The organism is Streptomyces sp. A 4/2 (assembly GCF_940670765.1).
Lineage (GTDB): Bacteria > Actinomycetota > Actinomycetes > Streptomycetales > Streptomycetaceae > Streptomyces.
The window spans coordinates 1-25,793 of the sequence record NZ_CALNVW010000002.1; the positions used below are offsets into that span (position 1 = coordinate 1).

Genomic DNA, 25,793 nt, shown 5'->3' on the forward strand with positions numbered 1-25,793 from the left:
GCCGCAGCTGCTCGACCTCCCTGAACGAGCCCGGGTCCACCAGCAGCTCGATGCGCTCGCGCGCCGTCAGCTTGCCCTTCGCGTGCTGGGCCTCGGTCGCGCGCTCACTCGGTCCGCGCCGCGCCTGCTCACGCAGCGCCAGCAGCTCGGCCACCCGGCCACGCGCGTCGGTGGGCTCACCCACGGTCTCGTCCAAAACGGTCATGTACTGACCCTACGAAGCCTGCCAAGAAAATACGCAGTGCACTTCGTACAGTCTCCGGACCAGTTTCCTGGTTGCCCTGGACAGAAGTCCCCGGCCGATCGGCCGAAGTACCAGTCCAGGGCCACCCTGGATTGTGCAGGTCCTACAAGTGGGGTCCTGCGGGGGTCTCCCGCCGGGCCCGGCCCGCCGGGTCGGCCCGGATCAGCCGAGCGTCACCTGACAGGTGTGCGTCGCCCCCACCGTGCCGGGGGTGATCCGCAGCCGCAACGAGCGCCCGGTGGACAGTACCTGCACCGAGGGGTCAGCTGCGGTCACCCGGCGTACCGGCTGCTTCCAGGTGATTTCCACCGGCTGTCCGGTGCGCGGCGGCTCACTGATGTGCAGGGTCGCGGTGCGCTGCTTGCGCCGCACCAGGACGCTCGCCGGGGCGGAGGCGGTCAGCGGGCCCACCGTACCCGCCTGCCAGAAGTTCGCGGCGGTCAGTCCGAGCGAGCGGACCGCGACGGCCTGCCGCGCGGCCGTATTGGCGAGTACCTCCAGCCAGCCGTGGTCGTCCGCGCGGGCCGCGAGCGTACGGCGGGAGGCGCCGGGCATCAGCAGGTAGGCGTAGGACGCGTCCGACGGGTCCTTGCCGTGGTCCAGCCAGAGGGTCTGGAAGGTCCTGGTCTGCTGTTCGGTGGAGCTGGTGGTGTTGATGTCGTTCCACGACCCGGTGCGGGCCTCGCGCAGGGTGTGCAGCGCGTCCGTGCCGCCGGGGAAGACCCAGCCGCCGTGGCCCGCGAGGTGCGCCCACTTCGGGCGGCGGCGCTCGTCGAGGGTGAACGCGCCCTTGCCGCCCGCGCCGAGGTTCCGGTTGTCGACGACCGTCTCGACCGGGACGCCGTCGGTGGCGGTGATCCCCGCCCCGAGGCAGATCACGGTGTCGGCGACGCAGAACCAGGACTTCCGGGCTTCGAGGGTCGAGTTCAGCCCCTTCACATGCTGGCCGACGGCGGCGAACTCCCCGTCGCTCGCACCGCCCACCCACTGGACGGCGGGCTTCGCCGCGCCCCACTCCCCGCCCGCACTGTCGGCAAGTCGCTTGGTGGACACGGTCGTTCCGGGCATCCGGTACGGGTCGACGGTCGGCCAGAACCAGTCCGTGTACTGGTCGTTGGCCTGCTCCCCCGGCCACCAGTAGAGCATTCCGGCGCCGGTGTGCCAGCCGTGCGGGTTCTCGCCGTTGCCGCACTCGTAGTACGAGATGCGCTCGGAGCTCATCGAGAGGTTCGCGGCCCAGCCGGGGCGGCGGTGGACGGCCCGGTCCATGGACGCGAACAGCGCGTGCGCGACCGGTTCCGGGGCCGCCTTCACCGGGGCATCGGCGACCGCCTGGAGCCGGGAGAGGTCCGCGACGCCGAACTGGGGGGCGGTGAGCGGCGGCGTGACGGTGTTCCGCCGGATCCAGCCCTTGATCATTCCCTGCCAGCGCAGCCGCTCCTCGTCCGGCGCTCCGCCCGCGATGACGGCCATGGCGGCGATCAGCCCGTTGCCGTGGAAGTGGTCGCTGCGCATCACGTGCGCGTCGTCACCCTTGAGGTAACCCCGGCTCACCGCGCGGCCGTTGACGCTGTCCATCGCCAGACCGTTGTAGATGACCGGCGCGTAGGCGTGCTCGACGCTGTCCAGGATGATCTGCCGGTTGGGGTCGGTGACGTCCCAGGTGGAGCCCGCGAGCAGGGTGAAGAGCCTGCCGAGCCCGTCGAGCATGACCTGTCCGTACGTACCCGAGTAGGCGATCGTGGTGTGCTGGATGAACGAGCCGTCGGCGTGCAGGCCGTCGCCCTCGGTGACGTACGGGAACACCGGCGAGAGGGCGTCCCTGGCGAGCGCGATCTTCTCGGCGGAACGGCCGTTGACCCCGCGCATGGCGACCGAACGGCAGAGGTCGACCCGGTTGGCGCCGGTCGACGTGCCGGAGTAGTCGGCGAGGACGGCGTCCGGAATGAAATGGTCGACGGCGGCGCACGCCGCCTGGATCTGCGCCTCGGTGAGGTGGTCGTACAGCGCGGCGACCAGGTCCATGAGCAGGCGCGGGCTGCCGATCTGCCACTCCCACCAGTTGCCGTAGGGGGTGGTTCCCGCGTGGTAGACCTTCGCCGAGACGTGGTCGATGCCGCTGATCACATCGGCGAGCAGGCCCGCGTCGCCGGTGAGTCCGGTGCCGTCCTGGAGGTAGGCCTGCGTCATCGTCCAGAGCCGCGAGTAGCTCTGGGTGATCCCGGCCGGCGGGTCGAACGGGCAGTCCGCCCAGAGGGACGTCGCGGCGGGGGCCATCGAGGCGCGGAAGCCGGCGGCCATGGTGCCCGTCTGCTTGAGCCGGGTGGCGTAGGGCTCGGTGGTCGCGTCGTAGCCGGTGCCGAGCGCGAGGTCCAGCCAGCGTCCGCGCAACGTGGCGAACTCGTCGCCGCCCGCGGCAGCGGCCGGCGCCGTGGTCCCGGTCGCGGTGGTGCCCGGTGCGGCGGCGGCGTACGGCACGGCGGTGAGGGTCAGCGCACTCGCGCCCGCGGTGGCGAGGAAGGTACGGCGGGACCAAGGGGGCAACAGGGGCACGGCGAACTCCCGGGCGAAGAGGGGGTGTCGAGAACTACTCCTGGCGGTTCTAGCAGGGCTTTCGGGGCCGGAGCAATGGTCTGGACAACACAAACAGAAAGCGCTTGCCCCCGGATCCTCACGAACCGGGAGCAAGCGCTTTCTCACCGACTGCGCGAAACGGTCGGCCCGACTGCGCGAAGAGGGTCAGCCTCCGCAGTGGAAGCGGGCGTCACCCCAGTCCGCGTGATCGTTGCCGGGGCCGTCGCCACCGTCGCCGGTCACCAGATCGACGTACTTGGCGCCGGTCACGTCGGCCGTCAGCGACCAGGCGTCGTCGGCGCCCTTGAGGACCGGCGACTTCACCTTCTCCGTGCCGTCGGCGGACACGATGAACTGGACGCTGCCACGGGTCCCCTGCGAGGCGTCCTGGCCCACCTGGGCGGTGAAGGAGGTGCACTGACCGCCGAGGTAGTAGCGGATCGTGCCGGGCGACGCGGTGCCGAGACCCTTGGCGAAGACCACACCGTTGACGGTCAGCGGCTTGCCGTCACCGGCGGCCTGCTCGCCGTTCTCCTGGTCCTTCTCGGCGGGTCCCCAGCCGTTCTCCATCGACGTCCAGTCGAGATCGCTCGCGTAGGTGTCCTTGACCGGCGGCGGCGGGAGCGTGGTGACCGAGGTGGCCGCCGTGAGCTTCCTGGTGGCGCCGCCGACCGTGTAGGTGCCCGTCGCGCTCAGCTCGTACGGCTGGTGCGCGGCGTCCACCGGCGGGGTGACCTGCCAGACGCCCGTGACCTCGGCGCCCGGTGCGACCGAGTCGAAGGTGACGGGGCCCGCGGGCTCCGCCTGCCAGCCCTCGGGGAGCTTCAGGCTCACCGAGACGCCGGTCGCCGCGGTCGTCTCGTCGTTGGCGAAGGTCACCGAGACCTTGTTCTTGGCGCCCGGCTCCAGGGTCTGCGCGGCCGGGTCCACGGAGAGCGTGCCGCAGGCCGCCTGCTCGCTCGCCGGGCCGAGGTCGGTGACGGTGAAGTTGTCCAGGACGAAGTCGGCTCCCGCGGCGGCTCCGTCGAGCTTGCGCAGCCCGGTGAAGGTGTCGCCGCAGCCCGCCGTGACGTTCTCGCTGAAGTGACCGGTGGTGCGCTGCTCGCCGATCGGGGTGGACCGGGTCTCCACCGATTTCGCCCCGGAGCCCGACGTGCGGTCGTAGCCGTCGACCCAGGCGTAGGAGCCCGCGTCGCTCGACTGGTAGTCGAACTTCACCTGGTACGCGTGGCCGTCGGTCATCGGTACGGTCCACGGCGCCGTCCGGTAGACGACGCCGGTGTTCTCCTCGTGGGACTTCAGCGACTGGCCGCCCCCGATCACGTCGTCGACGGCCTTGCCGTTCCAGCCCGCCTGCGTGTACGGCGCGTGCTTCTGCGCGATGTGCGTACGGGGGTCCGTGGAGCCGCCCGCGTCGCCCTTGAGGAAGGGGCCCCAGCCCTGGTCGACGTTCTCGAAGTCCTCGTACGCGACCGTGCCCGCCTTGACGGTGGGCGCGTTGGCCACCACCCGGACGTCATCGAGCCTGACCGTGGCCGGTGAGCCCTTCGCCGCCTCGATGCGGAAGGTCGTGGCGCCGTTCTTCGGGGCGGTGAAGTTCACCGCGGCCCGCTGGAAGTAGGTGCCGTGCCAGTCGGAGGCGTCGACCAGGTTCTTCGCGGTGGAGCGTTCGACGGCCACCGACGCGCCGCCCGCCGAGAGTGTCGTACGTCGCGACTTGCCCGGCTGGACCTCGATCCAGGCGGAGGCGGAGTAACGGGCGCCCGGCTTGAGGCCCTTGAGCTGCTGGGAGACGGCGGCGGTGCCGGTGCCGGACAGGGCGGCGCTGTTGCGTCCCTGACTGTCCGTGTCCCGTACCGCGGTGCCGGTCTTCTGCCAGTCACTCAGCCGCGCGTCGTTGAAACCGGGGTCCTTGACCAGGGTGTCCTGACCCCACTTCGGGTCGGCCTGGCTGGGGGCGTGGTCCGGGTAGAGGACGTACGGCTGACCCGCGTCCGCCGTCAAGGTGATCTTCCCGTGCACCGGCTTGACCGTGCCGACCTTGGTCCGGCCGTTGTCGGTGAGCTTGTACACGGTGTACTTCCCGGCGCCCGACACGTCCCAACTGGTCGTGCCGCCGGTCTGGTTGTAGTGGTACAGCTTCTTGCCGCCGTCCCACGGAATCAGGTAGTCGGTCCCGTCGATGACCTGCCGCCCGTGGTCGTACACGGCCCGCTTGCCGTCCTTGACGGTGCCGGTCACCCCGCCCGTGAAGGTGATGTCGTTGCCGTCCCAGCGGGTGATCTTCTGGTGCTGGAGGTACTTGGCGGGGAGGTCACGCTGCCAGACGTTGTCGTAGAACTTCGTCCAGTCGGTCTCGCCGGTCCAGCCCTCGAACTCCTGGATGGCGGTCTGACCGAGCACTGGGTCGTTGTTCCAGACGTCCTTCTCGTCGTTCCGGATGAACCGGATGATCTTCGAGTTGAGGCCCTTGTTGGTGGGGCCGCCGTAGTCCAGGTCATTGGCCCAGTGCGACCAGAGCGAACTCCGCTCGAACTTGTCGCCCCACTCGGAGGCCATGTTCCAGCCCTGGTTGCCCACCGCCTCGGCCGTCTTGTCGGCGATCCAGCCGTGCGTGTAGTAGACGTCCAGGTAGAGCAGGGAGAGGTTGGGGTCGGTCTCGTTCCTCAGCTGCTGGAGCCGGTCGACCAGGTTGCCGCTGTTGATGTCGTGGCGCTGGTCGATGTAGTAGCTCTGGTCCAGCCAGTTCCAGCCCTGCGCGGTCTTGTCCACGAGGCTGTCGTCGAAGTGATTGGCGACCGGGTACGCCTCGGTGGCGTTGATGTGCGCGCCGAAGGTCGCGCCCCACTTCTTGCCGTCCTTGAGCAGCTTGTTGAGGTCGGTGAGGCCACCGGCCCGGGTGTTGTAGTTGCCGCCGTAGTCCGGGTGCGCCGAGTCGTGGCCCTCCGACTGGTACCCCTTCAGCAGCGCGAGCTGGCCCAGGCCGTCCGTCGCGAGGGAGATGCGCTTGACGTCGTCGAGGGTGCGCAGGAAGGGGTGGGTGGCCTGGCTGGCGAAGTTGAACGGGATGTGGGTGATCACCCGGTCCGGCGTCTGGTTCCCGCCCTTCGGTTCGATGCCGATGGAGCGGAACGCGACGGCGCCGTCCTGCCAGTCGACCTGCTTGTCACCGTTGGCGTCCGGGGTGACGACGACCTTCGCCCAGGGCAGGTCGTTCCCGCTCTCCGGCTTGGCCGCACCGTCCCCGCGGTAGGTCCACTGGCCGGACCAGACGCCGACGCGGACACTGCCGTCGGTCTCCTTCTGCGCACGGTGCCAGAAGCGGGCGGCGTCACCGTTGGTGGCGCCGCTCGGCTTGTCGTACGAGGAGTTGGACTCGACGGCGGCGGCCAGCTGCCCGGTATTGACGATGGCGTACGAGGCCCCGACGGGCGCGGCGTCGGCCGCGGTGCTGTCGGTGACCTTGCCGAACACGTCGGCGGTGCGGGTGGAGTCGGTGTCGAGCCGGGTGAACGCGGTGGCGGCGCCGGGCTCGTCCGACCCCACGGAGACCAGGTCGTGGCCGGGGATGTCGATGGTCCCGACCCGGAAGGCCGCGGTGTCGCGGATGGCCGTCACCTTGAAGGTGGTGGCCCGCCCGGAGACCGAGAGGGTGGCATCGATCTCGACGCCGGGCAGCGCGTCGAAGGTGAGGGTGTACGCGGCGGACGCGGCCTTGACGACCGGAGCGCCCTTCACCTGCACGGGGTAGGCCTTGCCGTTCAGGGTGACGGAGGTGACCGGCTGCGTACTGCCGAGCAACTGCGCTCCGGTCCCCCGGTCCGTGTACGAGACGACGCGGGGAAAGTCCTTGGCAACGGTGACCGAGAGCTGGGCCGAGCCGATGACGGCGTCCGCGCCACCGCCCGCCGCGGGGGCGGCGGCGGAGACGGACGACACGGGCCCGGCCAGGGCGAATACGGCTGAGGAGGCGGCGACGAGCGCGCACACCGATCTGAATCTTCGGGACATGATCCTGAGGTATCCGCGCCACGGCCGTCCGGTCAATGTCCAACGGCCTTACGGGCAGCGGCAGTCCAACAACCACTGCCCGAAAGTCCAAGCCGGTCGGAACGACCTGGTGCGGTCAGCAGCCGCCGCAGTTGTAGAACGTGACGTCCCAGTGGCTGCCCTCGTCCGCGTACACATTGCCGGCGCCGGACTGCCACTGCGGGTAGCCGTCGCCGCGCAGACCGATGTACGCGAACGTGTTCTTGACGTAGTTCGTCAGGCAGGTGGTCTTGCCGATGTCGAGCTTGTAGCCGTTCCAGTGCGAGTAGGTACCGCTGGCGTGCCCGGTCTCGGTGCCACCGGTGATGTTCGTCGCGCAGCCGTCGGCGCGCTTCAGTGTCTGGGCACCCTGCGCGGTGGCCAGGTTGAGCTGGTCGAAGGAGGTGCAGGTGGAGTTGTTGCGGTCGGAGCAGCCACCTGAGGAGGACCAGGTGATGCCGGAGGAGCTGAACATCGAGGTGGCGGTGGCATGGCTGATCTTGGTGGCGGCGAAGGCGTCGGTGGCACCGCCGAGTATGCCGATGCCGGGGGCGAAGAGGACGCCGAGGACCAGCGCGAGCGCGCCGAGGACCGAGCGGAGCTTCATGGGGGATTCCCTCCTGCTGTGAACCGTGCTGCTGGTGGACCGTGCGGTCTGTGGGACAGCTGTGCAGGTGGCGCGGGAGAGATACTGCCGCAGTTCTACGCGCGTCCGCCAGAGGGCGGACGGCACTCGTCCGCTACGTCCTCACCGAACAGGGCAGGAGCACGCAACAAGGCGCCCCGGAAGGCGAGTTGAGCCTTCCGGGGCGCCAGGCGGGCGGGTGTCAGTCGACCGGCTGCAGGTGCCACTCGGCGGGCGAACCGGGCTCGGCGACCACGCGGTCACCGCGCGGGGTCAGGTTGAGGTCGGTATGTGCGCTGGTGATGACGAAGCCCTCGTGGGCCCGGCGGATCTGCCACAGGTCGCGCCCTTCGCCACAGCGGGCCACATCGGTGAACGGCGGGAAGATCGGCACCGGGGCGAGACGCAGACAGCGGTCCTCGCCACGGACCTCGGCGATCTGGAACTCATCGCCACCGCGGCGGATGACCCGCCACGCCGCCGCGGGCGAGCACTCCCCGAGCGCACCCTCCCGCCCGTGCTCGACGGTCAGACACCGGCCGCTCCGCGCGTCACGAATGAGGAAGGCACCGCCCTCGGCGTTGGCGGGGGTGGCGAAGGCCAGGGCCGCGGCGGCGGAAGCGGCGACGGACAGCACAGCACGGAAACGCATCACAAGCACTCCACTTGAAGTGAGCGACAGGCGGTCGGACCGACGGTCCGGCCGGGAACGCTCGCGCGCTCCGGGTGGTGACTCCCCCACCCCGACCCGCCCCAAGAGTCCGTTCACCCGTTCAGCGGGGGGCGTGCCAGGAGCGCACCGGACGAGCCCGTGCGTCCGCACGCCCGGACAAGATGTTGAACTTTGAACAAGATGGGTCTACAGTGAATCTCGTTGAAGGTTAAACAACCTTGTCAGCGATCCCGTCAGACACCACCCGAGGAGGAGCCATGGCTCTGTTCAACCGCAAGAACGACACCGTCCGGGCCGCCACCACCACCCTCGCGGTGGACCCGGCCCTGGCCGCCCTGTCCGGCACCTACACGATCGACCCGGCCCACAGCAGCATCGGCTTCACCGTGCGTCATGCGATGGTCACCAACGTGCGCGGCTCCTTCGCCGAGCACGAGGGCACGCTGCAGCTGGACGGTTCGGACCCGGCGAAGTCCAGCGCCTCGATCGACATCAAGATCGAGAGCATCGACACCGGCATCGCCGACCGCGACGGCCACCTGCGCAGCGGCGACTTCTTCGACGCCGAGCAGTTCCCGCACATGACGTTCCGCTCGACGCGCGCCGAGCAGCTCGGCGGCGACACGTACCGCGTGGTCGGCGACCTGACCATCAAGGACGTCACCAAGCCGCTCTCCATCGACCTGGAGTTCAACGGCTCGGCCACCGACGTCTACGGCAACCAGCGGGTCGGCTTCGAGGGCAGCGCCGAGATCCTGCGCTCCGACTGGGGCCTGACCTGGAACGCGGCGCTGGAGACCGGTGGCGTCATGGTCAGCGACAAGGCCAAGCTGAACTTCGACATCTCGGCGATCAAGGCCGCCTGAGACCGGTACCGCTCTTCCGCCGATGGGCCGCCACGCGTTCGCGGGTGGCACATCGGCGTGAGCAGTACCGGCGGGCAGGTCCGCTCCCCTCCACCACGAAGACGTTGCCGCAGCTCGGCGAAGCGCAGACCCCGCCGGGTGGGCACTGGCGGTCCCAGATGCGGACAGCCAGCGCCAGGCAGGACGAGGCGAGGAACCACTCGCCCCAGGGGGCGTCGTCGTCGCGGTCCAGGTGGGGGTGCCAGGGCGTACTGCCGTGGTGCGAGGTGAGCCGGAGCCTGCCGGTGCTGCGGCGCAGGAGGCGGTTGACGGCGGCTGCCGCGCTGTCCGTATCGGCGGCCTCGAAGACCTTCCGCAGCGCCCGTGCGGCGCGCCGCAGGTCCGTCATATCCCCCTCGGACAGAGCGAGTTCACCGGACTCACCATGTGCGCGCAGCACCTCGGCGACCTGATCAGGGGTCGCCTTCTCGTCGTTCAGGACATTGATGAGCGCTGCGGTCCGCTCAGTGGTGGCGTTCGGGGTGAGCACCGGGCCAATGTAACGCAACTAGCGCACTTTTGAGTTACCTGCGTAACGTGATGGTGATGGAAAAGCGTTACATGCTGCGGTGGTACCTCGCCGGCGCGACAGCGGCCCGTACCGGTGACGAGATGTCCGGTCCCGCCCTGCTGCTGGCGGGCTTCGCCGCCACCGGATCACCCTCCTCGGCGTCCGCGCTCCTCGCCGGTCTCACGATCTCCGCGGCTGTCGGCGGCCCCCTCGTCGGCGTACTTCTCGACCGTTCCGAACGGCCGGGCCGGGTACTGGCCGGGGCGCTCGCCCTGTACGCGGCTGCCCTGGCCGTCATCCTCGAAAGCCTGGGCCGCGTCCCGGTCGCCGTCACCGTCCTGATCGCCGCGTGCGCGGGACTGCTGGGCCCCGCGCTGTCCGGTGGCTGGACCTCCCAACTCCCCTACGCGGCAAGCCGAAAGGCGCTTCCTCGCGCCCATGCGCTCGACGCGATGACCTTCAGTTTCGCGAGCCTGGTGGGCCCCGCGCTCGCCGGACTTCTCGCCGGGTCGGCCGGGGCGCCGACCGGGGTGGCCCTTTCCGCCGCGCTGATCTGCTTCGCGCTGCCCGCGGCCTGGGCGCTGCCCGCACGCCGCGTCACCTCGACGGCCGCCCCTGTCCTCACCGACCTCGCCTCCGGGTTCCGCTCCCTCACGCACACCCGGCCGCTGGCCCGCGCGACCGCCACCTCGACGCTCTCCTGCGTGGGCGCGGGCATACTGACCGCCTGCACCCCGCTCCTCGGAGAGCGGGTACTCGGCGACGCGGGACGGGGCGCGCTGCTGCTGTCCGGCATCGCGGTCTGTGCCCTCGCAGCCAACACCGTGCTCGCCCGCCACCCCGGCCTCATGCGCCCGGACAGCGTCATCCGGTACAGCACCCTCGTCCTCGCCGCCGCGCTGCTGCTCGCCTCAACCGGCGTTCCTGTACTCCTCATTGCCGCCGTCGTACTGACCGGCGCGGGCGAAGGCCCCCAGCTCGCCGCGCTCTTCGCGGTACGGCACCGGGAAGCGTCCGACCGGTTGCGGGCCCAGATCTTCACCACGGGCGCCAGCCTGAAGCTCACCGGGTTCGCGGTGGGTGCGGCCCTCGCCGGACCGCTCGCCACCTGGTCACTGCCCGGCGCGCTCCTGACGGCCGCCGGATTCCAGCTCCTCGCCACGCTGGCCTTCACGGTGCTCACCCCGGCGGATGCCGACCGGTAGGGGCGCGAACCCCTGCCCCGGGCTCGCGGGTCCGGGTGTCCGCCCACCCCCGCGCCGTCCGCATCCGCGATTCCAAGCCCACCGACGGCCCGGTCCTGACCGTCGCGCCCGATGCCTGGGCCGCCTTCCTCGCCGAGCGCCGACCGCGCCACCGCACGTACAGCTGAAGGGCGTTACTCACCGCCGGAGCACCGCCCTTCAGTCGCGTCGTCGCCGGATTCCGCTCGTTACTCCAGCGGTTCGACGCCCGCCCGCAGCAGGCCGTACGTGTACGCGTCCTCCAGCGACTGCCAGGACGCCGCGATCACGTTCTCCGCGACGCCCACCGTCGACCAGTCGCCTTCGCCGTCGCTCGTGGTGATCAGTACCCGGGTCGTGGAGTCCGTGCCCTGCCTGCCCTCCAGGATGCGGACCTTGTAGTCGGTCAGCTGCAACTTCGCGAGCTGCGGGTAGATCCGCTCCAGGGCCACCCGGAGCGCCCGGTCCAGTGCGTTGACCGGGCCGTTGCCCTCCGCGGTGGCCACGATGCGCTCACTCTTCGCCCAGAGCTTCACCGTCGCCTCGTTGGCGTGCGTACCGTCGGGGCGGGTCTCCACGATCGCGCGCCAGGACTCGACGCGGAAGTAGCGGCGGGCGCGCCCCTCGGCCTCCTCGCGGAGCAGCAGTTCGAAGGAGGCGTCGGCGGCTTCGTAGGTGTAGCCCTGGAGTTCACGCTCCTTGACCCGGTCGACGACGCGGCCGACCAGCTCGCGGTCGCCGCTCAGGTCGATGCCGAGCTCCTTGCCCTTCAGCTCGATCGACGCGCGGCCCGCCATGTCGGAGACCAGCATCCGCATGGTGTTGCCGACCTGCTCGGGGGCGATGTGCTGGTACAGGTCGGGGTCGACCTTGATCGCGGAGGCGTGCAGCCCGGCCTTGTGCGCGAAGGCGGAGACGCCCACGTACGGCTGGTGGGTGGAGGGGGTGAGGTTGACGACCTCGGCGATGGCGTGCGAGATACGGGTCATCTCGGCCAGCGCGCCCTCGGGGACGACGGTCTTGCCGTACTTGAGTTCCAGCGCGGCGACGACCGGGAAGAGGTTGGCGTTGCCGACGCGCTCGCCGTAGCCGTTCGCCGTGCACTGCACGTGGGTCGCGCCCGCGTCCACCGCGGCCAGGGTGTTGGCGACGGCGCAGCCGGTGTCGTCCTGGGCGTGGATGCCCAGGCGCGCGCCGGTGTCGGCGAGGACCGTGGCCACGACGGCCTGGATCTGGGCGGGCAGCATCCCGCCGTTGGTGTCGCAGAGGATGACCACGTCGGCGCCGGCCTCGGCAGCGGCCCGTACGACGGACTTCGCGTACTCCGGGTTGACCTTGTAGCCGTCGAAGAAGTGCTCGCAGTCGAGGAAGACCCGGCGGCCCTGGGCACGGAGGTAGGTGACGGAGTCCCGCACCATGGCCAGGTTCTCTTCGAGGGTGGTGCGCAGGGCCAGTTCCACATGCCGGTCGTGGGACTTGGCGACGAGGGTGATCACCGGGGCGCCCGAGTCGAGGAGCGCCTTGAGCTGCGGGTCGTTCTCGGCGGGGGTGTTCGGCCTGCGGGTGGCGCCGAAGGCGACCAGCTCCGCGTGCTTGAAGTCGATCTCGGTCCGGGCGCGGGCGAAGAACTCCGTGTCGCGGGGGTTGGCGCCGGGCCAGCCGCCCTCGATGAAGCCCACACCGAAGTCATCGAGGTGCCGGGCGATCGTCAGCTTGTCCGAGACAGTGAGGTTGATGCCTTCGCGCTGGGCCCCGTCGCGCAGCGTGGTGTCGAAGACATGGAAACTGTCGTCCGTGGCCTTGGCCTCTGTGGTCATGCTGATCTGACTCCTGTCGGGTGGGTGGATCCCGGAATGTCTGGCTCCACTTGCCCCCATCTTCGCGTGCTCCCCGTTCCCGGCCGAGGTGGGGCCTGGAAACGAAAAAACCCCTCGCGGGTGCGAAGGGTTAGCGCGCGGGTCTGGGGCTCGATGGCCGCGCCGTACGTGGTGGTACGGCTGCGGTCACTGCGGACCGGCGCGCCTGCTGCCGATAATCATGGCGAACGAAGACACGGTCGCAGTGTGCCACATGGGCTGCGCCCGGCCGAGGGGGTCTCACGATGCGGGCGGGATGGTCGGCGGCAGGTCGGTGAACCGGGGGCGAGCCCCCGGACCCCCTGTGTCCTCAATCGCCGGACGGGCTTGATTTTCGGTCGCCGGACGGGCTCGGCTTTCCGTCCCCGGACGGGCCGGATTTCCGTGCAGGTCGATGTCCCGCGTCTCCCGCATCGTGAGATAGACCACCAGGGACACCGCCGCGCACCCGGCCACGTACCAGTAGAACCCCGACTCGATGCCCGCCTTCTTGAACCACAGCGCCACGTACTCCGCGGTCCCGCCGAACAGCGCGTTGGCCACCGCGTAGGGCAGCGCCACCCCCAGCGCCCGGATGCCCGTCGGGAAGAGTTCCGCCTTCACGCAGGCGTTGATCGAGGTGTACCCGGTGACGATGACCAGCGCGAGCAGCGCCAGGCCGAAGGCGGGCCAGAACGTTCCCGCGTGCTTGAGCATCGTCATGATCGGCACGGTCAGGAACGTCGACCCGACCGCGAACGTGATCAGCAGCGGGCGGCGGCCGATCCGGTCGGCGAGGAGGCCCGCCAGTGGCTGGAGACACATGAAGACGAACAGCGCGCAGAAACTGACCAGCGAGGCGGTCGACCTGGCCATGCCCGCGCTGGAGGAGAGGAACTTGGTGAGGTACGTGGTGTACGTGTAGTACGCCACCGTGCCGCCCATCGTCAGCGCCATCACCAGCGCCGCCTCACGCCGGTGCTCCCACAGCGCCTTGAGCGTGCCGCGGCTCTCGTCCGCCGCCGCGCCGGACTCCTCGTACACCTCGGTCTCCAGCATGGAGCGCCGCAGGTAGAAGACGATGCCCGCGCCGACGGCCCCGACGATGAACGGGATGCGCCAGCCCCAGCTGTGCAGCGCGTCCCCGGACATGGTGCGCTGGAGCACGATCTGGAGCCCCAGGCCCACCAGTTGGCCCGCGGTCATGGACACGTACTGGAAGCTGGAGGCGAACCCGCGCCTGTCGGCGGTGGACGCCTCGGTGAGGTAGGTGGCGCTGGCCGCGTACTCACCGCCGACCGACAGCCCCTGGAGCAGCCGGGCGACCAGCAGGACGGCGACGCCGCCGTACCCGGCGACCTCGTACGTGGGCGCCACCGCGATCAGGATCGCGGAGGCCGACATCAGGGTGACGGTGAGGGTCAGGGCGGCCTTGCGGCCTCTGCGGTCACCGATCCGGCCGAGCAGCCAGCCGCCGACCGGCCGCATGAAGAACCCCACGGCGAAGATCCCCATGGTGTTCATGAGGTTCGCGGTCTCGTTCCCCTCGGGGAAGAACGCGTCGGCGAAGTACACCGCGAAGGTGGCGTACACGAACCAGTCGAACCACTCGACCATGTTGCCGGCCGAGCCGACCCAGATCTTCTTCCACTGCTCTCGTCCCATGGGAGTTCACGGTGACGGAGCCGCCGGAAGGGCCACAAGAGGGCGGTACGCAACGATCACGCGTACTTGCGTGCGTTGCGTTCGCGACAGCGCGGCCTCAGCCGAGTGCCTCGTCGAGGAACTCCCCCACGTGGGCCAGGACCTGGGCCCGGTCCGAACCGGGCAGTGCCATCGCGACATGGGTGCTGAATCCGTCGAGCAGCGCCCTTATCCGGGTGGCGAACCGCTCGGTGTCCACGGCCTTCAGCTCACCGCGCGAGGCGCCCTCGACCAGCAGGGCGACCAGGTCGCGGTGCCAGGACAGCTCGATGTCGAGGAGCCGCGCGCGGGTGTCGTCGTCCACACCGTGCGCGCGGTTCCACAGTTCGAGCCAGAGCGACCAGTGCGGGTCACGGGGCCCCGCCGGGATGTACAGGTCGACGAAGGCGTCGAGCCGTTCGCGGACCGGAACCTGCCGGGCCAGTGCCGACCGGCGGTCCATGCCGAGCTGCTCCTCGCTCCATTCGAGGGTCTGGAGGAGCAGTTCGTCCTTGGTGCGGAAGTAGTAGAGGAGGTGCCCGCTGCTCATCCCGACCTCGCGGCCGAGCCCCGCCATGGTGAGTTTCTCCAGACCGCGGTCGGCGATGCTCGCCATGGCGGCGGCCAGGACGCTCTCACGGGGCGGGGCGTTCTTGCGCGCGCGGGCCGCCGGTTCGTTCATGGGGCTCAGAATATGGGCTCGGGGTATGCGTTCGGGGTACGGGTTCGTGCCGTGAGCGCGGTCAGCCGACGGCGGGCTGCTGCTGGGTGATGCAGTGGATGCCGCCGCCGCCCGCGAAGATCGTCCTGGCGTCGGCCTGCACCACGGTCCGGTCCGGGAACAGCGCGCGGAAGATCCCGGCAGCGGCCTCGTCCCTGGGGTCGTCGAACGAGCAGAGCACCACCCCGCCGTTGCAGAGGTAGTGGTTGATGTACGAGTAGTCGACCCACTCGCCGTCGGCCTCCAGGACCGTCGGCGCCTGTACCTCCACCACTTCCAGCGGGCGCCCCTTGGCGTCCGTCTCCGAGCGGAGCCGGGCCACGATGTCCCGGCAGAGCGCGTGGTCGGGGTGGGCGGGGTCGGGCTGGGTGTGCGCGACGACCACGCCGGGCCGGACGAACGCGGCGACGATGTCGACATGGCCCCGGGTGCCGAACTCCCCGTAGTCGCCGCTCAGTCCACGCGGCAGCCAGATCGCCTTCGTGGTGCCGAGCCGGGCATGGATCTCCGCCTCGACCTGCTCGCGCGTCCAGCCGGGGTTGCGTTCCGGGCCGAGCTGGACGGTCTCGGTGAGCAGGACCGTGCCCTCCCCGTCGACGTGGATCGCGCCGCCCTCGTTGACCAGCGCCGAGGTGTGGGTCTGCGCCCCGGCCAGCCCGGAGACCTCGGCGGCGATCTTCGCGTCGTGCTCCCAGCGGGCCCAGCTCTGCGCACCCCAGCCGTTGAACGTCCAGTCGACGGCAGCCAGTTGCCGCCCGTCGGTGACGAAGGTCGGGCCGATGTCCCGCATCCAGGCGTCGTCCAGCTCGCGCTCGGCCAGCTCGATGTCCGGGCCGAGCAGCGCGCGGGCCCCCTCCGACTGGCCGGGGCCGACGACCATCGTCACCGGTTCGAAGCGGCGCACCGCACGGGCCACGTCGGCCCAGGCCCGGCGCGCCTGCGCCAGGTCCACCGCACCGTCGAAGGTGGGGTTGGGTCCGGGCCAGGCCATCCAGGTGCGCTCGTGCGGGGCCCATTCGGGGGGCATACGGAACATGACGGTCCTCGGTTTCGTACGGGAGAGCTGGACTCGTGCGGGGGGGGGCGTGTCCTTGCGGGCACTCGGGGACTGGCGGGCGTGTCCTTGCGGGGACTCGGTGACTGCTACAGGAAGTAGAGGCGGTTGAGGGAGACGGACTCGGCGGGCCGCGACTCCAGCGGGTCGCCGTCGAGCGTGACGAGCCCGGTGCGCTGGTCGACGTCCACCTGTCCGGTACGGCTGTTGAGCCGCAGATCCGCGGGGCCGATACCGCGGGTGCCGCGCACGGCGACCCGGCGCCTGCGGGTCGGCATGTGGTCGTTGCCCTGGTCGAGGGCCGCCTGCGCCACGAAGGCCACGGAGAGATCCGCCGCCGTGGCGCCGTACGAGCCGAACTGCGGGCCCAGGATCAGGGGCTGGCAGGTGTCGGTCGCCGCGTTCGGGTCGCCCGTCACCCCGTACGCCGGGAAACCCGACTTGAGGACGAGCTGCGGCTTCGCGCCGAAGGAGTCGGGCCGCCAGAGCACGATGTCGGCGAGCTTGCCGGTCTCGATCGAGCCGATCTCGTGGGCGAGGCCGTGCGCGATGGCGGGGTTGATGGTCAGCTTCGCCATGTACCGCAGCACGCGCGCGTTGTCGTCGTCGCCCTCCGCGCCGCGCTCCGCCTTCATCTTCCCGGCCATGGCGAAGGTCCGCCGCACGGTCTCGCCCGCCCGTCCCATGCCCTGCGCGTCCGACGAGGTGATCCCGATGGCGCCCAGGTCGTGCAGGACGTCCTCGGCTCCCATGGTCCCGGCGCGGATGCGGTCGCGGGCCATGGCGGCGTCGCCGGGCAGATCGGTCTTGAGGTCGTGTACGGAGACGATCATCCCGTAGTGCTCGGCGACCGCGTCCCGGCCGAAGGGCAGCGTCGGGTTGGTGGACGAGCCGATGACGTTGGGGACGCCGGCCATCTTCAGCACGTTCGGCACATGACCGCCGCCGCAGCCCTCGATGTGGAAGGCGTGGATCGTCCGGCCTTCGAGCACGCTCAGGGTGTCCTCGACCGACAGGCATTCGTTCAGTCCGTCGCTGTGCAGGGCGACCTGGACGTCGTGTTCCTCGGCGACCCGCAGCGCGGTGTCCAGGGCGCGGGTGTGCGCCCCCATGTCCTCGTGCACCTTGAAGCCTGACGCGCCGCCCTCGGCGAGCGCCTCCACCAGGGGCGCGGAGTCGGAGGACGAACCGCGGGCCAGGAAGCCGATGTTGACCGGCCAGGCGTCGAAGGCGTTGAAGGCGTGGCGCAGCGCCCAGGGCGAGTTGACACCGACGCCCCAGACCGGGCCGAACTCCTGGCCGATGATCGTCGTCACCCCGGAGGCCAGCGAGGCCTCCATGATGCGCGGCGAGAGGAGATGGACGTGCGCGTCGACGGCTCCGGCGGTGGCGATCAGCCCCTCGCCCGAGACGATCGAGGTGCCGGTGCCGACCACGACGTCGACCCCGTCGAGGGTGTCGGGGTTCCCGGCCCGCCCGATCGCCGCGATCCGGCCCTCCCGGATGCCGATGGAGACCTTGCGGATGCCCTGCACCGCGTCGATCACCAGCACGTTGCTGATCACGACGTCGCAGGTGTCGCGTACGGCGGCGGCCTTGAGGTGCAGTCCGTCGCGGGCGGTCTTGCCGAACCCGGCGAGGAATTCGTCGCCCGGCCGCTGGGCGTCGGACTCGACCCGGACGGTCAGGCCGGAGTCGCCGAGGCGCACCCGGTCACCGGCCCGGGGCCCGTGCACTGCCGCGTACTCACTCATCGTCCGGCTCCCAGGTATCCGCAGGCCGCCGCGCGCCGCAGGGCCTCTTCCTTCGCGCCGGGCGCGTCCAGCGGTCCGTCGACCAGCCCGGCGAAACCGATCGCGATCCGGTCGCCGCCGATCGCGGTCAGTGGCACCTCGGCGCTCTCCCCCGGTCCGAACCGCACGGACGACCCCGCGGGCACGCACAGCCGCCTGCCGTATCCGGCGGCCCGGTCGAAGTCCAGCCGGGGGTTGGCCTCGAAGAAGTGGAAGTGCGAGGTGACGCTGACCGGCACGGACGCGGTGTTCCGTACGGTCAGCGTCACCTCGGGGACGGGGTCCGGGTAGCCGGGCCCGGACAGCACCGCGCCGGGGGCGTCCTCGCCCAGCGAGCCGCCGCCGATGGGGTCGGCGACCACGGCGAGCCGCGAGCCGTCGTCGAAGACGGCCTCGACGTGCACCTCGGTGACGACATCGGCGACACCGGGCAGCACATCACCGGGGCCGAGCACCGCACGGGCCGCCTCGATCGCCTCGGCGAGCCGCCGGCCGTCCCGGGCCGCCTCGCAGACGGTGTCGGCGATCAGTGCGGTCGCCTCGGGGACATTGAGCAGCAGTCCGCGCGCCCGGCGCGCCCGCGCCAGCTCCGCGGCGCCGAAGAGCAGCAGCCGGTCGCGTTCCGTCGGGGTCAGTCTCACGTCGCACCCACCTCCATGAGTTAGATCGTCACTCTAACTTCATGTTTCGGTTAAAGAAAGAACGGAATCCATTGACATGTCAAAGCGGAATCCCGCACATTGAGCGGCACTCAAAAAGACGAGCGGAGAGGTACCTCGTGCCGATCGAACAGCGCGGAGTCGACACCATCCCGGACGTGGAACGCACCAGCGGGCCACGCGACCTCATCAGCATCCTGCTGGGGTCCAACCTCTGCCTGGGCGTGATCATCTTCGGCTGGCTGCCGGTCTCCTTCGGTCTCGGCCTCTGGCCGGCGGTCACCTCCGTCGTCGCCGGGACCGTCGTCGGCACGCTGCTCACGGCGCCGCTCGCCCTGGTCTCGCTGCGGACCGGCACCAACCTCTCCACGTCGAGCGGCGCCCAGTTCGGCGTACGCGGCAGGCTCATCGGTTCGGTCGTCGGCCTGCTGCTCTCGCTCGGTTACACCGCACTGACCCTGTGGGTCGGCGGTGACGTGATGATCGGGGCACTGAACCGGCTGACCGGCCTGCCGGACAACGGCTGGATCCACGCCCTCGTCTACGCGCTGATCGCCGCCCTCACCGTCGTCGGAGCGGTGTTCGGATACCGGCTGCTGCTGCGGCTCAGCAAGGCCCTCGCCGTCGGCATGACGGCCCTGCTGGTGCTCGGACTCCTCGCGTACGCCCCCGACTTCACCACCGCCGCTGCGCCGCACACCGCGTATCTGCTCGGCTCCTTCTGGCCCACCTGGTTCCTCTCGGCCGTCGCCGCCGGGCTCAGCGGGCCCATCGCCTTCATCACCCTGCTCGGGGACTACACCCGCTACGTCTCGCCCCGGCGCCACAGCTCCCGCGCGGTCCTGGGCGCCACCTGTCTCGGCCTCATACTCGGACTGCTGGTCCCCCAGCTCTTCGGCACGTACACCGCGCTCGCCGCCCGCTCCGCCGCCGACTTCGCGGGACCGCTCGTCGCCGCCTCGCCCGGCTGGTACCTGGTCCCGCTGCTGCTCGCCGCCTCCGCGGGTTCGGTGGGCAACGCGGGGCTGATGCTCTACTCGATGGGCCTGGACCTGGACGCCATCCTGCCGCGCGCCACCCGCGCGCGGGCGACCCTGGTGGTGGCCGCCGTCTCCACCGTCTTCGTCTTCGTCGGCCACTTCGCCTGGGACGCGCAGTCGGCGATGACCTCGTTCGTCCTGCTGCTCACCGCGGTCGGCACGCCCTGGGCCGTCATCACCGTCATCGGGTACGTCCGCTGCGGCGGCCGGTACGACCCGGACGCCCTCCAGGTCTTCAACCGCCGGTCCAGGGGCGGGATCTACTGGTACAACGCGGGCTGGAACCTCCGGGCGGCGGTGGCGTGGGCCATCGGCGCGGCCGTCGGTCTGACCGCGGTCTCCACCCCCTTCTACGAGGGCCCGCTGCTGCACCTCACCGGCGGGGTGGACTGCAGCTTCCTGTTCTCCGGTGCGGTCGGCGGGCTGGTCTACGCGGCCCTGACCGCGCGCACGCCCGACGCCGCTGCCCACCCGGACAGCCTGGCGGATGAGTCGGACCCGTCCGAGATCTCCACCGGGGCGCTCGCGGAGTTGTAGCGTCGTGGCCCATGGACCGTGAGATACAGGCTTTCGTTCCCGAACCGGCCCGCACCGAACGGATCGCGGCCGAGACCGCCGCAGTCACCACCCGCTGGCCCGACCCCGCCGACCGGCCGCCGCTGTTCGGCGTCCCGGTCGGTATCAAGGACATCATCCAGGTCGACACCCTACCCACCAGGGCCGGTTCGGCCCTCCCACCGGAGGCACTGGCCGGACGGCAGGCCACCGTCGTCGACCGGCTGCGCGCGGCGGGAGCCGTGGTCGCGGGGAAGACGGTGACGGCGGAGTTCGCCGTACTGGCGCCGGGGCCGACCCGCAACCCGCACAACCTCGCGCACACACCCGGCGGATCGAGCAGCGGTTCGGCCGCGGCGGTCGCCGCCGGAATGGTTCCGCTGGCCGTGGGGACCCAGACCGTCGGCTCGGTGATCCGGCCCGGCGCGTACTGCGGAGTGGCCGCCTTCAAACCGACGTACGGGCGCATCCCTGTCGACGGCGTCATCGCGAACGCCCCGAGCTTCGACACCCTGGGGCTCTTCGCGGCGGATGTGGCGGGCCTGGCTCCGGCCGCCGCGGTGGTCTGCGACAACTGGCGCCCTGCCGTGCCCACGACGGAACTCCCGGTGCTGGGCATCCCGGAGGGCCCCTATCTGGAACACGCCGAACCCGATGCGCTCGACGCCTTCCGGATCCAGGTGGACCGGCTCGAAGCGGCCGGGCACCTGGTACGGCGGATCGCCGTGATGACCAACTTCGAGCAGGTCAGGGCCCAGCTCTTCACGATGAACCGCTACGAGGTGGCCCGCACGCACGCCGACTGGTTCGCGGAGTACGGCGAGCTGTACCGGCCCGAGACGGCGCAGGCGATCCGCGCCGGGCAGCTCATCACGGAGGTGGAGTACGCACGCGCGCAGCGGGAGCGGGTGGCGTTCCGTGACCGGATGGCGGCGGCGATGGCGGACATCGACCTGTGGATCACCCCGTCGGCGACGGGTCCCGCGCCGAAGGGGCTGGCCACGACCGGAAGTTCGGTGATGTCCCTGCCGTGGAGCAACGCGGGGCTGCCGTCGCTGAACGTCCCGGCCGGGGTGGCGGGGAACGGTCTGCCGCTCGGTGTGCAGTGCGTGGCCGCGGCCGGGCGGGACGAGGAACTGCTCGGCTGGGGCCCGGCGATCGAAGCGACGCTGCGGTAGGGCCCCTGCTCCGTACGCGGTCGTCGGAGGGGCTCGGTACGGAGCCCCTCCGACGGTCCGGTCACGGGTGTCAGAAGGACGCGGTACGGAGCCCCTCCGACGGTCCGGTCACGGGTGTCAGCCCAGCGGGTGCATCCAGCCGTACCGGTCCTCGCCGATCCCCCGCTGGATGTCCAGCAGCGCCGCCCGGAGCTTCAGCGTGACCTCGCCCGGCTCCCCCGAACCCTGCTGCCACTCGCCGCCGTTGGACTTCACCGTGCCGACGGGGGTGATCACCGCGGCCGTGCCGCAGGCGAAGACCTCGGTGAGCGTTCCGTTCGCGGTGTCCGCGCGCCACTGGTCGATGGAGACGCGGCTCTCCTCGGACTCGTACCCCAGGTCGCGGGCGACCGAGAGCAGCGAGTCACGGGTGACGCCCGCGAGCAGCGAGCCGGTGAGCGCCGGGGTGACGATCTTGTTCCCGTACACGAAGTACAGGTTCATGCCGCCCAGTTCCTCGACCCACTTGTGCTCGACGGCGTCGAGGTAGGCGACCTGGTCGCAGCCCTGCTGGGCGGCCTCGGCCTGGGCGAGGAGGGACGCGGCGTAGTTGCCGCCGGTCTTGGCGTCGCCCATACCGCCGGGGACGGCGCGGACCCGGTCCTCGGACAGCCAGATCGAGACCGGCTTGACGCCACCCTCGAAGTACGCGCCGGCCGGGGAGGCGATGACGATGAAGAGGTACTCGTTGGAGGGCTTCACGCCCAGCCCGACCTCGGTCGCGATCATGAACGGGCGCAGGTAGAGGGACTCCTCGCCGCCGTGCGCGGGGACCCATGCCTTGTCCTGCTGGACCAGCGCGTCACAGGCCGCGATGAACGTCTCGACGGGCAGCTCGGCCATGGCGAGGCGGTGTGCGGAACGCTGGAAGCGCTTGGCGTTGGCCTCCGGGCGGAAGGTGGCCACGGAGCCGTCGGGCTGGCGGTACGCCTTGAGACCCTCGAAGATCTCCTGCGCGTAGTGCAGCGTCATGTTCGCCGGGTCGATCGACAGCGGCGCGTACGGGACGAGCTGGCCGTCGTGCCAGCCCCGCCCCTCGGTCCACTTGATCGTCACCATGTGGTCGGTGAAGTGGCGGCCGAACCCCGGGTTGGTCAGAATCGCCTCCCGCTCCGCGTCGGACAGCGGGCTGGAGGTGGGCTTGAGTTCGATCGTAGGCGTCGTCATGAGTGGTTGTCCTTCACCGGTTGTGTGTGACGGACCGCGCTCACGCCACTACTAGGACGTCCGAGCTTCCCCTCATACCGCGGCCCCACGTCCGATTATCGCGCGTGGTCTGCCGTGGATGAAATGCGTGAATGCGGTCCAGGAATCGATGGTCGCACCCGAGGACCGCAAAACACAGCCGCCGGGTGTCTGTGCGACCCGGCGGCTGTGATGAATCAGTCGACGGGTCAGCCCGCTACTCGTACCGCGAGCGCGTCGCCGATCTCGTCCGTCGTGCGGAACGTGCCGTCGCGCTCCGCGAGGTCCGCGGAGACGGCGTCCTCGATACGGGCCGCCTCGGCCTCGAAGCCGAGGTGACGCAGGAGGAGGGCGACCGAGAGGATCGTGGCCGTCGGGTCGGCCTTGCCGGAGCCCGCGATGTCGGGCGCCGAACCGTGCACCGGCTCGAACATCGACGGGAAGGTGCCCGCCGGGTTGATGTTGCCGGAAGCCGCCAGGCCGATGCCGCCGGTCACGGCAGCGGCGAGGTCGGTGAGGATGTCACCGAAGAGGTTGTCGGTGACGATCACGTCGAAGCGCTCGGGCTGCGAGACGAAGAAGATCGTCGCGGCGTCGACGTGCAGGTAGTCGGTGGTGACGTCCGGGAACTCCTGGGCGACCTTGTCGAAGATGTTCTTCCACATGTGGCCCGCGTACACGAGGACGTTGTTCTTGTGCACCAGCGTCAGCTTCTTGCGCGGACGCGCCTGGGCGCGGGCGAAGGCGTCCCGCACGACGCGCTCGACGCCGTACGCGGTGTTGACGCTGACCTCGGTCGCGATCTCGGCCGGAGTGCCGGTGCGGAGGCTGCCGCCGTTGCCCGTGTACGGACCCTCGGTGCCCTCCCGGACGACGACGAAGTCGATGTCCGGGCGACCGGCCAGCGGGGTGGCCGTGTTCGGGAAGAGCTTCGAGGGGCGGAGGTTCACGAAGTGGTCGAAGGCGAAACGGAGCTTCAGGAGCAGACCGCGCTCCAGGACACCCGACGGCACGGAGGGGTCGCCGATCGCACCGAGCAGGATCGCGTCGTGCTGCTTGAGCGACTCCAGCTCGGCGTCCGGGAGGGTTTCACCGGTGCGGTGCCAGCGCTGGGCGCCGAGGTCGTACTCCTTGGTCTCCAGCTTCACATCCTGAGGAAGGATCGCGTTCAGGACCTTGAGGCCCTGGGCCACGACTTCCTGGCCGATGCCGTCACCGGGGATCACTGCGAGATTGAGGCTGCGAGACATGACGGCACCCTACTGCGCGTCCCAGGTAATGACATAAGCGTCCACTATCCGGACAGCCCGTCTGCTGTACGCCTGTCGTTCATCCGGAGGGGAAGAGCACGCCAGACGGGCCAGGCACCTTGTGCGCCATGGACACACCTCGCTTCGGTATCCCCGAGAAGCTCGCCGGCCGGATGAGCATGGCCGAGCAGCACGAGTACCTGCGCACCAAGCTCACCCGCCGCGGAGTTCTCCGTACGACGGCCGCCACCGCCGCCGTCGCCGGGGCGGGCGTCGCGGCGGGCGCCCCGGCCGCGTACGCGGCCCCCGCACACCGGCCCGTCCCTTCCACGCCCGCTCACTCCACGCCCGCCGTCGACGGTTCGCTGGTCGCACCGTTCGGCCGCCACCTCGCCTACGGAGCGGACCCCAGGACGCAGATGCGCGTCTCCTGGCAGGTCCCCTTCGCGGTGAAGCGGCCGTACATCCGGATCGGCACCGCCCCCTGGGACCTGAGCCGGAAGATCAGCGCCGAGGTGCGGCACCTGACCACGCCCCGCCTGAACGGCGGCAAGATCGCCGCCGCCGAGCAGTTCTACGTCCACGCCGGACTGGACCGGCTGCGGCCGGGGACGACGTACTACTACGGCGTCGGGCACGACGGCTTCGACCCGGCCGACCGCCGCCACCTGGGCACGCTCGGCACCTTCACCACCGCTCCCGCGCGGGCCGAGTCGTTCACCTTCACGGCCTTCGGCGACCAGGGCGTGAGCTACCACGCGCTCGGCAACGACCAGCTGATCCTGGGCCAGAACCCGTCGTTCCACCTGCACGCGGGTGACATCTGCTACGCCGACCCGTCGGGCTCCGGCCAGGAGACCGACACGTACGACGCGCGCACCTGGGACCAGTTCCTGGCCCAGACGGAGACCGTCGCGAAGACCGTGCCGTGGATGGTGACCACCGGCAACCACGACATGGAAGCCTGGTACTCGCCCGACGGCTACGGCGGCCAGAACGCGCGCTGGACCCTGCCCGACAACGGCCCGGACCCGGTGAACCAGCCCGGCGTGTACTCGTTCGTGCACGGCAATGTGGGCGTCGTCGCGCTGGACGCCAACGACGTCTCGTACGAGATCCCCGCCAACTACGGCATCAGCGGCGGCAAGCAGACCCGCTGGCTCGACAAGCGCCTCGGCGAACTGCGGAAGAACCACGACGTCGACTTCGTCGTGATCTTCTTCCACCACTGCGCGTTCTCCACGACGAACTCGCACGCCTCGGAGGGCGGAGTGCGCGAGGAGTGGGTACCGCTCTTCGAGAAGCACCAGGTGGACCTGGTCATCAACGGCCACAATCACGTGTACGAGCGCACCGACGCGATCCTGCGGAACAAGGTCGCCAGGAAGGTCCCCATCGGCGAGCGGACCGACCCGACGCGGGACGGCATCGTGTACGTGACGGCGGGCGGCGCGGGCAAGTCGCTGTACGACTTCCCGGCGCCCGACAGTTACGAGGGACACCTCGACGAGCAGGAGAGCGTGCCCACGTACCACTGGGTCAAGGGCGGCGCCAAGGCCACCGAGACCGTCGAGTGGTCCCGGGTGCGGTACACCGGCTACTCGTTCCTCGCGGTGGAGGTGACGACCGGCCGACAGGCGAAGCTCAAGGTCAGCGCACTCGCCGAATCGGGCGAGCGCATCGACCACTTCGAGATCCAGCGCGGCCACTGACCCCGTGATCCCGCTCGACGACCGCCCTGCGCCGTACGGTGCGGGGCGGTCGGCGCCCACGGGTGCGAGTACCGGCGGTCAGTGACCGGTGGAGCCGCCGTTGTCACGGCGGTCGAGTGCGCGCTGGAGGGCTGCTGCCGCGTTCCTGCGGTCGGACTCACCCGAACGTGCGGCGCGGGTGGTGTGACGGACGCGGCGGACGGTCTCGGCCATGGTGATCGACTCCTTGAAGAGCAAGGGGGATATCGATGCGCCGGAAGGGGCGGGGAGCGGGGCGCCGCAGGGGTTACCTGCATCGGGGCGCG

General features: G+C 70.5%; 21 protein-coding genes. 6 read left to right on the plus strand and 15 right to left on the minus strand.

Features of this window, described 5'->3' with window-relative positions; all coding sequences use genetic code 11:
* From NBY69_RS00800 to NBY69_RS00820, 5 genes are all read right to left on the minus strand, one after another.
* Nucleotides 1-205 (minus strand): carboxyl transferase domain-containing protein (locus tag NBY69_RS00800; RefSeq protein ID WP_284347815.1); only part of this gene is annotated, 205 nt, incomplete at its 3' end.
* Nucleotides 206-406: 201 nt separating this feature from the next.
* Complete coding sequence (locus NBY69_RS00805; protein WP_250297616.1) at nt 407-2,797, minus strand: polysaccharide lyase 8 family protein; 2,391 nt, start codon at nt 2,795-2,797, stop codon at nt 407-409.
* Between the two features lie 186 nt (nt 2,798-2,983).
* Nucleotides 2,984-6,829, minus strand: coding sequence for an endo-alpha-N-acetylgalactosaminidase family protein (locus NBY69_RS00810; protein ID WP_250297617.1), 3,846 nt, complete (start codon nt 6,827-6,829; stop codon nt 2,984-2,986).
* 115 nt (nt 6,830-6,944) lie between these two features.
* Nucleotides 6,945-7,454 carry a hypothetical protein gene (locus NBY69_RS00815; RefSeq protein ID WP_250297618.1) on the minus strand — a complete coding sequence of 170 codons (510 nt, stop codon included), beginning with the start codon at nt 7,452-7,454 and terminating at the stop codon, nt 6,945-6,947.
* A 220-nt stretch (nt 7,455-7,674) separates the two neighbouring features.
* Entirely contained in the window at nt 7,675-8,124 is a 450-nt protein-coding gene (locus NBY69_RS00820; protein WP_250297619.1) for an RICIN domain-containing protein, read from the minus strand.
* A 278-nt stretch (nt 8,125-8,402) separates the two neighbouring features.
* Here NBY69_RS00820 and NBY69_RS00825 point away from each other — a divergent pair, with 278 nt between their 5' ends.
* A complete protein-coding gene (locus NBY69_RS00825) occupies nt 8,403-9,011 on the plus strand; it encodes a YceI family protein (RefSeq protein ID WP_250297620.1) in 609 nt (202 codons plus the stop codon).
* On the opposite strand, the gene NBY69_RS00830 is transcribed toward NBY69_RS00825, so the two are convergent.
* Nucleotides 8,998-9,540, minus strand: coding sequence for a CGNR zinc finger domain-containing protein (locus NBY69_RS00830; RefSeq protein ID WP_250297621.1), 543 nt, complete (start codon nt 9,538-9,540; stop codon nt 8,998-9,000). The genes NBY69_RS00825 and NBY69_RS00830 overlap by 14 nt on opposite strands.
* 56 nt (nt 9,541-9,596) lie before the next feature.
* Here NBY69_RS00830 and NBY69_RS00835 point away from each other — a divergent pair, with 56 nt between their 5' ends.
* Both NBY69_RS00835 and NBY69_RS00840 read left to right on the plus strand, forming a co-directional pair.
* The gene (locus tag NBY69_RS00835) at nt 9,597-10,766 is read left to right on the plus strand and encodes an MFS transporter (protein ID WP_250297622.1); all 1,170 of its coding nucleotides are present in this window, start codon (nt 9,597-9,599) and stop codon (nt 10,764-10,766) included.
* A gap of 35 nt (nt 10,767-10,801) precedes the next feature.
* Nucleotides 10,802-10,933: a DUF397 domain-containing protein gene (locus NBY69_RS00840; protein WP_250297623.1), complete on the plus strand. Its 132-nt coding sequence runs from the start codon at nt 10,802-10,804 to the stop codon at nt 10,931-10,933.
* A gap of 60 nt (nt 10,934-10,993) precedes the next feature.
* On the opposite strand, the gene cimA is transcribed toward NBY69_RS00840, so the two are convergent.
* From cimA to ureA, 6 genes are all read right to left on the minus strand, one after another.
* Entirely contained in the window at nt 10,994-12,601 is a 1,608-nt protein-coding gene (gene cimA / locus NBY69_RS00845; RefSeq protein WP_250297624.1) for a citramalate synthase, read from the minus strand.
* A gap of 279 nt (nt 12,602-12,880) precedes the next feature.
* Nucleotides 12,881-14,284, minus strand: coding sequence for an MFS transporter (locus tag NBY69_RS00850; RefSeq protein ID WP_250297625.1), 1,404 nt, complete (start codon nt 14,282-14,284; stop codon nt 12,881-12,883).
* A 97-nt stretch (nt 14,285-14,381) separates the two neighbouring features.
* A complete protein-coding gene (locus tag NBY69_RS00855; protein ID WP_250297626.1) occupies nt 14,382-14,984 on the minus strand; it encodes a TetR/AcrR family transcriptional regulator in 603 nt (200 codons plus the stop codon).
* 61 nt (nt 14,985-15,045) lie between these two features.
* A complete protein-coding gene (locus tag NBY69_RS00860; protein ID WP_250297627.1) occupies nt 15,046-16,059 on the minus strand; it encodes an agmatine/peptidylarginine deiminase in 1,014 nt (337 codons plus the stop codon).
* A 107-nt stretch (nt 16,060-16,166) separates the two neighbouring features.
* A complete protein-coding gene (locus NBY69_RS00865; protein WP_250297628.1) occupies nt 16,167-17,831 on the minus strand; it encodes an urease subunit alpha in 1,665 nt (554 codons plus the stop codon).
* Nucleotides 17,828-18,511: an urease subunit gamma gene (gene ureA, locus NBY69_RS00870; protein ID WP_250297629.1), complete on the minus strand. Its 684-nt coding sequence runs from the start codon at nt 18,509-18,511 to the stop codon at nt 17,828-17,830. Before ureA ends, NBY69_RS00865 begins: the two co-directional genes overlap by 4 nt.
* 137 nt (nt 18,512-18,648) lie before the next feature.
* Here ureA and NBY69_RS00875 point away from each other — a divergent pair, with 137 nt between their 5' ends.
* Nucleotides 18,649-20,106, plus strand: coding sequence for a cytosine permease (locus tag NBY69_RS00875; RefSeq protein ID WP_250297630.1), 1,458 nt, complete (start codon nt 18,649-18,651; stop codon nt 20,104-20,106).
* Between the two features lie 11 nt (nt 20,107-20,117).
* The gene (locus NBY69_RS00880; RefSeq protein ID WP_250297631.1) at nt 20,118-21,302 is read left to right on the plus strand and encodes an amidase; all 1,185 of its coding nucleotides are present in this window, start codon (nt 20,118-20,120) and stop codon (nt 21,300-21,302) included.
* Between the two features lie 117 nt (nt 21,303-21,419).
* Here NBY69_RS00880 and NBY69_RS00885 read toward each other — a convergent pair whose 3' ends face one another.
* Nucleotides 21,420-22,508, minus strand: coding sequence for a branched-chain amino acid aminotransferase (locus NBY69_RS00885; RefSeq protein WP_250297632.1), 1,089 nt, complete (start codon nt 22,506-22,508; stop codon nt 21,420-21,422).
* Between the two features lie 227 nt (nt 22,509-22,735).
* A complete protein-coding gene (locus NBY69_RS00890) occupies nt 22,736-23,776 on the minus strand; it encodes a 3-isopropylmalate dehydrogenase (protein ID WP_250297633.1) in 1,041 nt (346 codons plus the stop codon).
* Between the two features lie 128 nt (nt 23,777-23,904).
* Between NBY69_RS00890 and NBY69_RS00895 the strand changes: the two genes are divergently transcribed.
* Nucleotides 23,905-25,488 (plus strand): metallophosphoesterase family protein, encoded by a 1,584-nt coding sequence (locus tag NBY69_RS00895; RefSeq protein ID WP_250297634.1) that lies wholly within the window; start codon nt 23,905-23,907, stop codon nt 25,486-25,488.
* Nucleotides 25,489-25,566: 78 nt separating this feature from the next.
* Here the strand turns inward: NBY69_RS00895 and NBY69_RS37300 are convergent, their stop codons facing one another.
* Nucleotides 25,567-25,701 (minus strand): hypothetical protein, encoded by a 135-nt coding sequence (locus NBY69_RS37300; RefSeq protein WP_266640596.1) that lies wholly within the window; start codon nt 25,699-25,701, stop codon nt 25,567-25,569.
* Between the last annotated feature and the right edge of the window lie 92 nt (nt 25,702-25,793).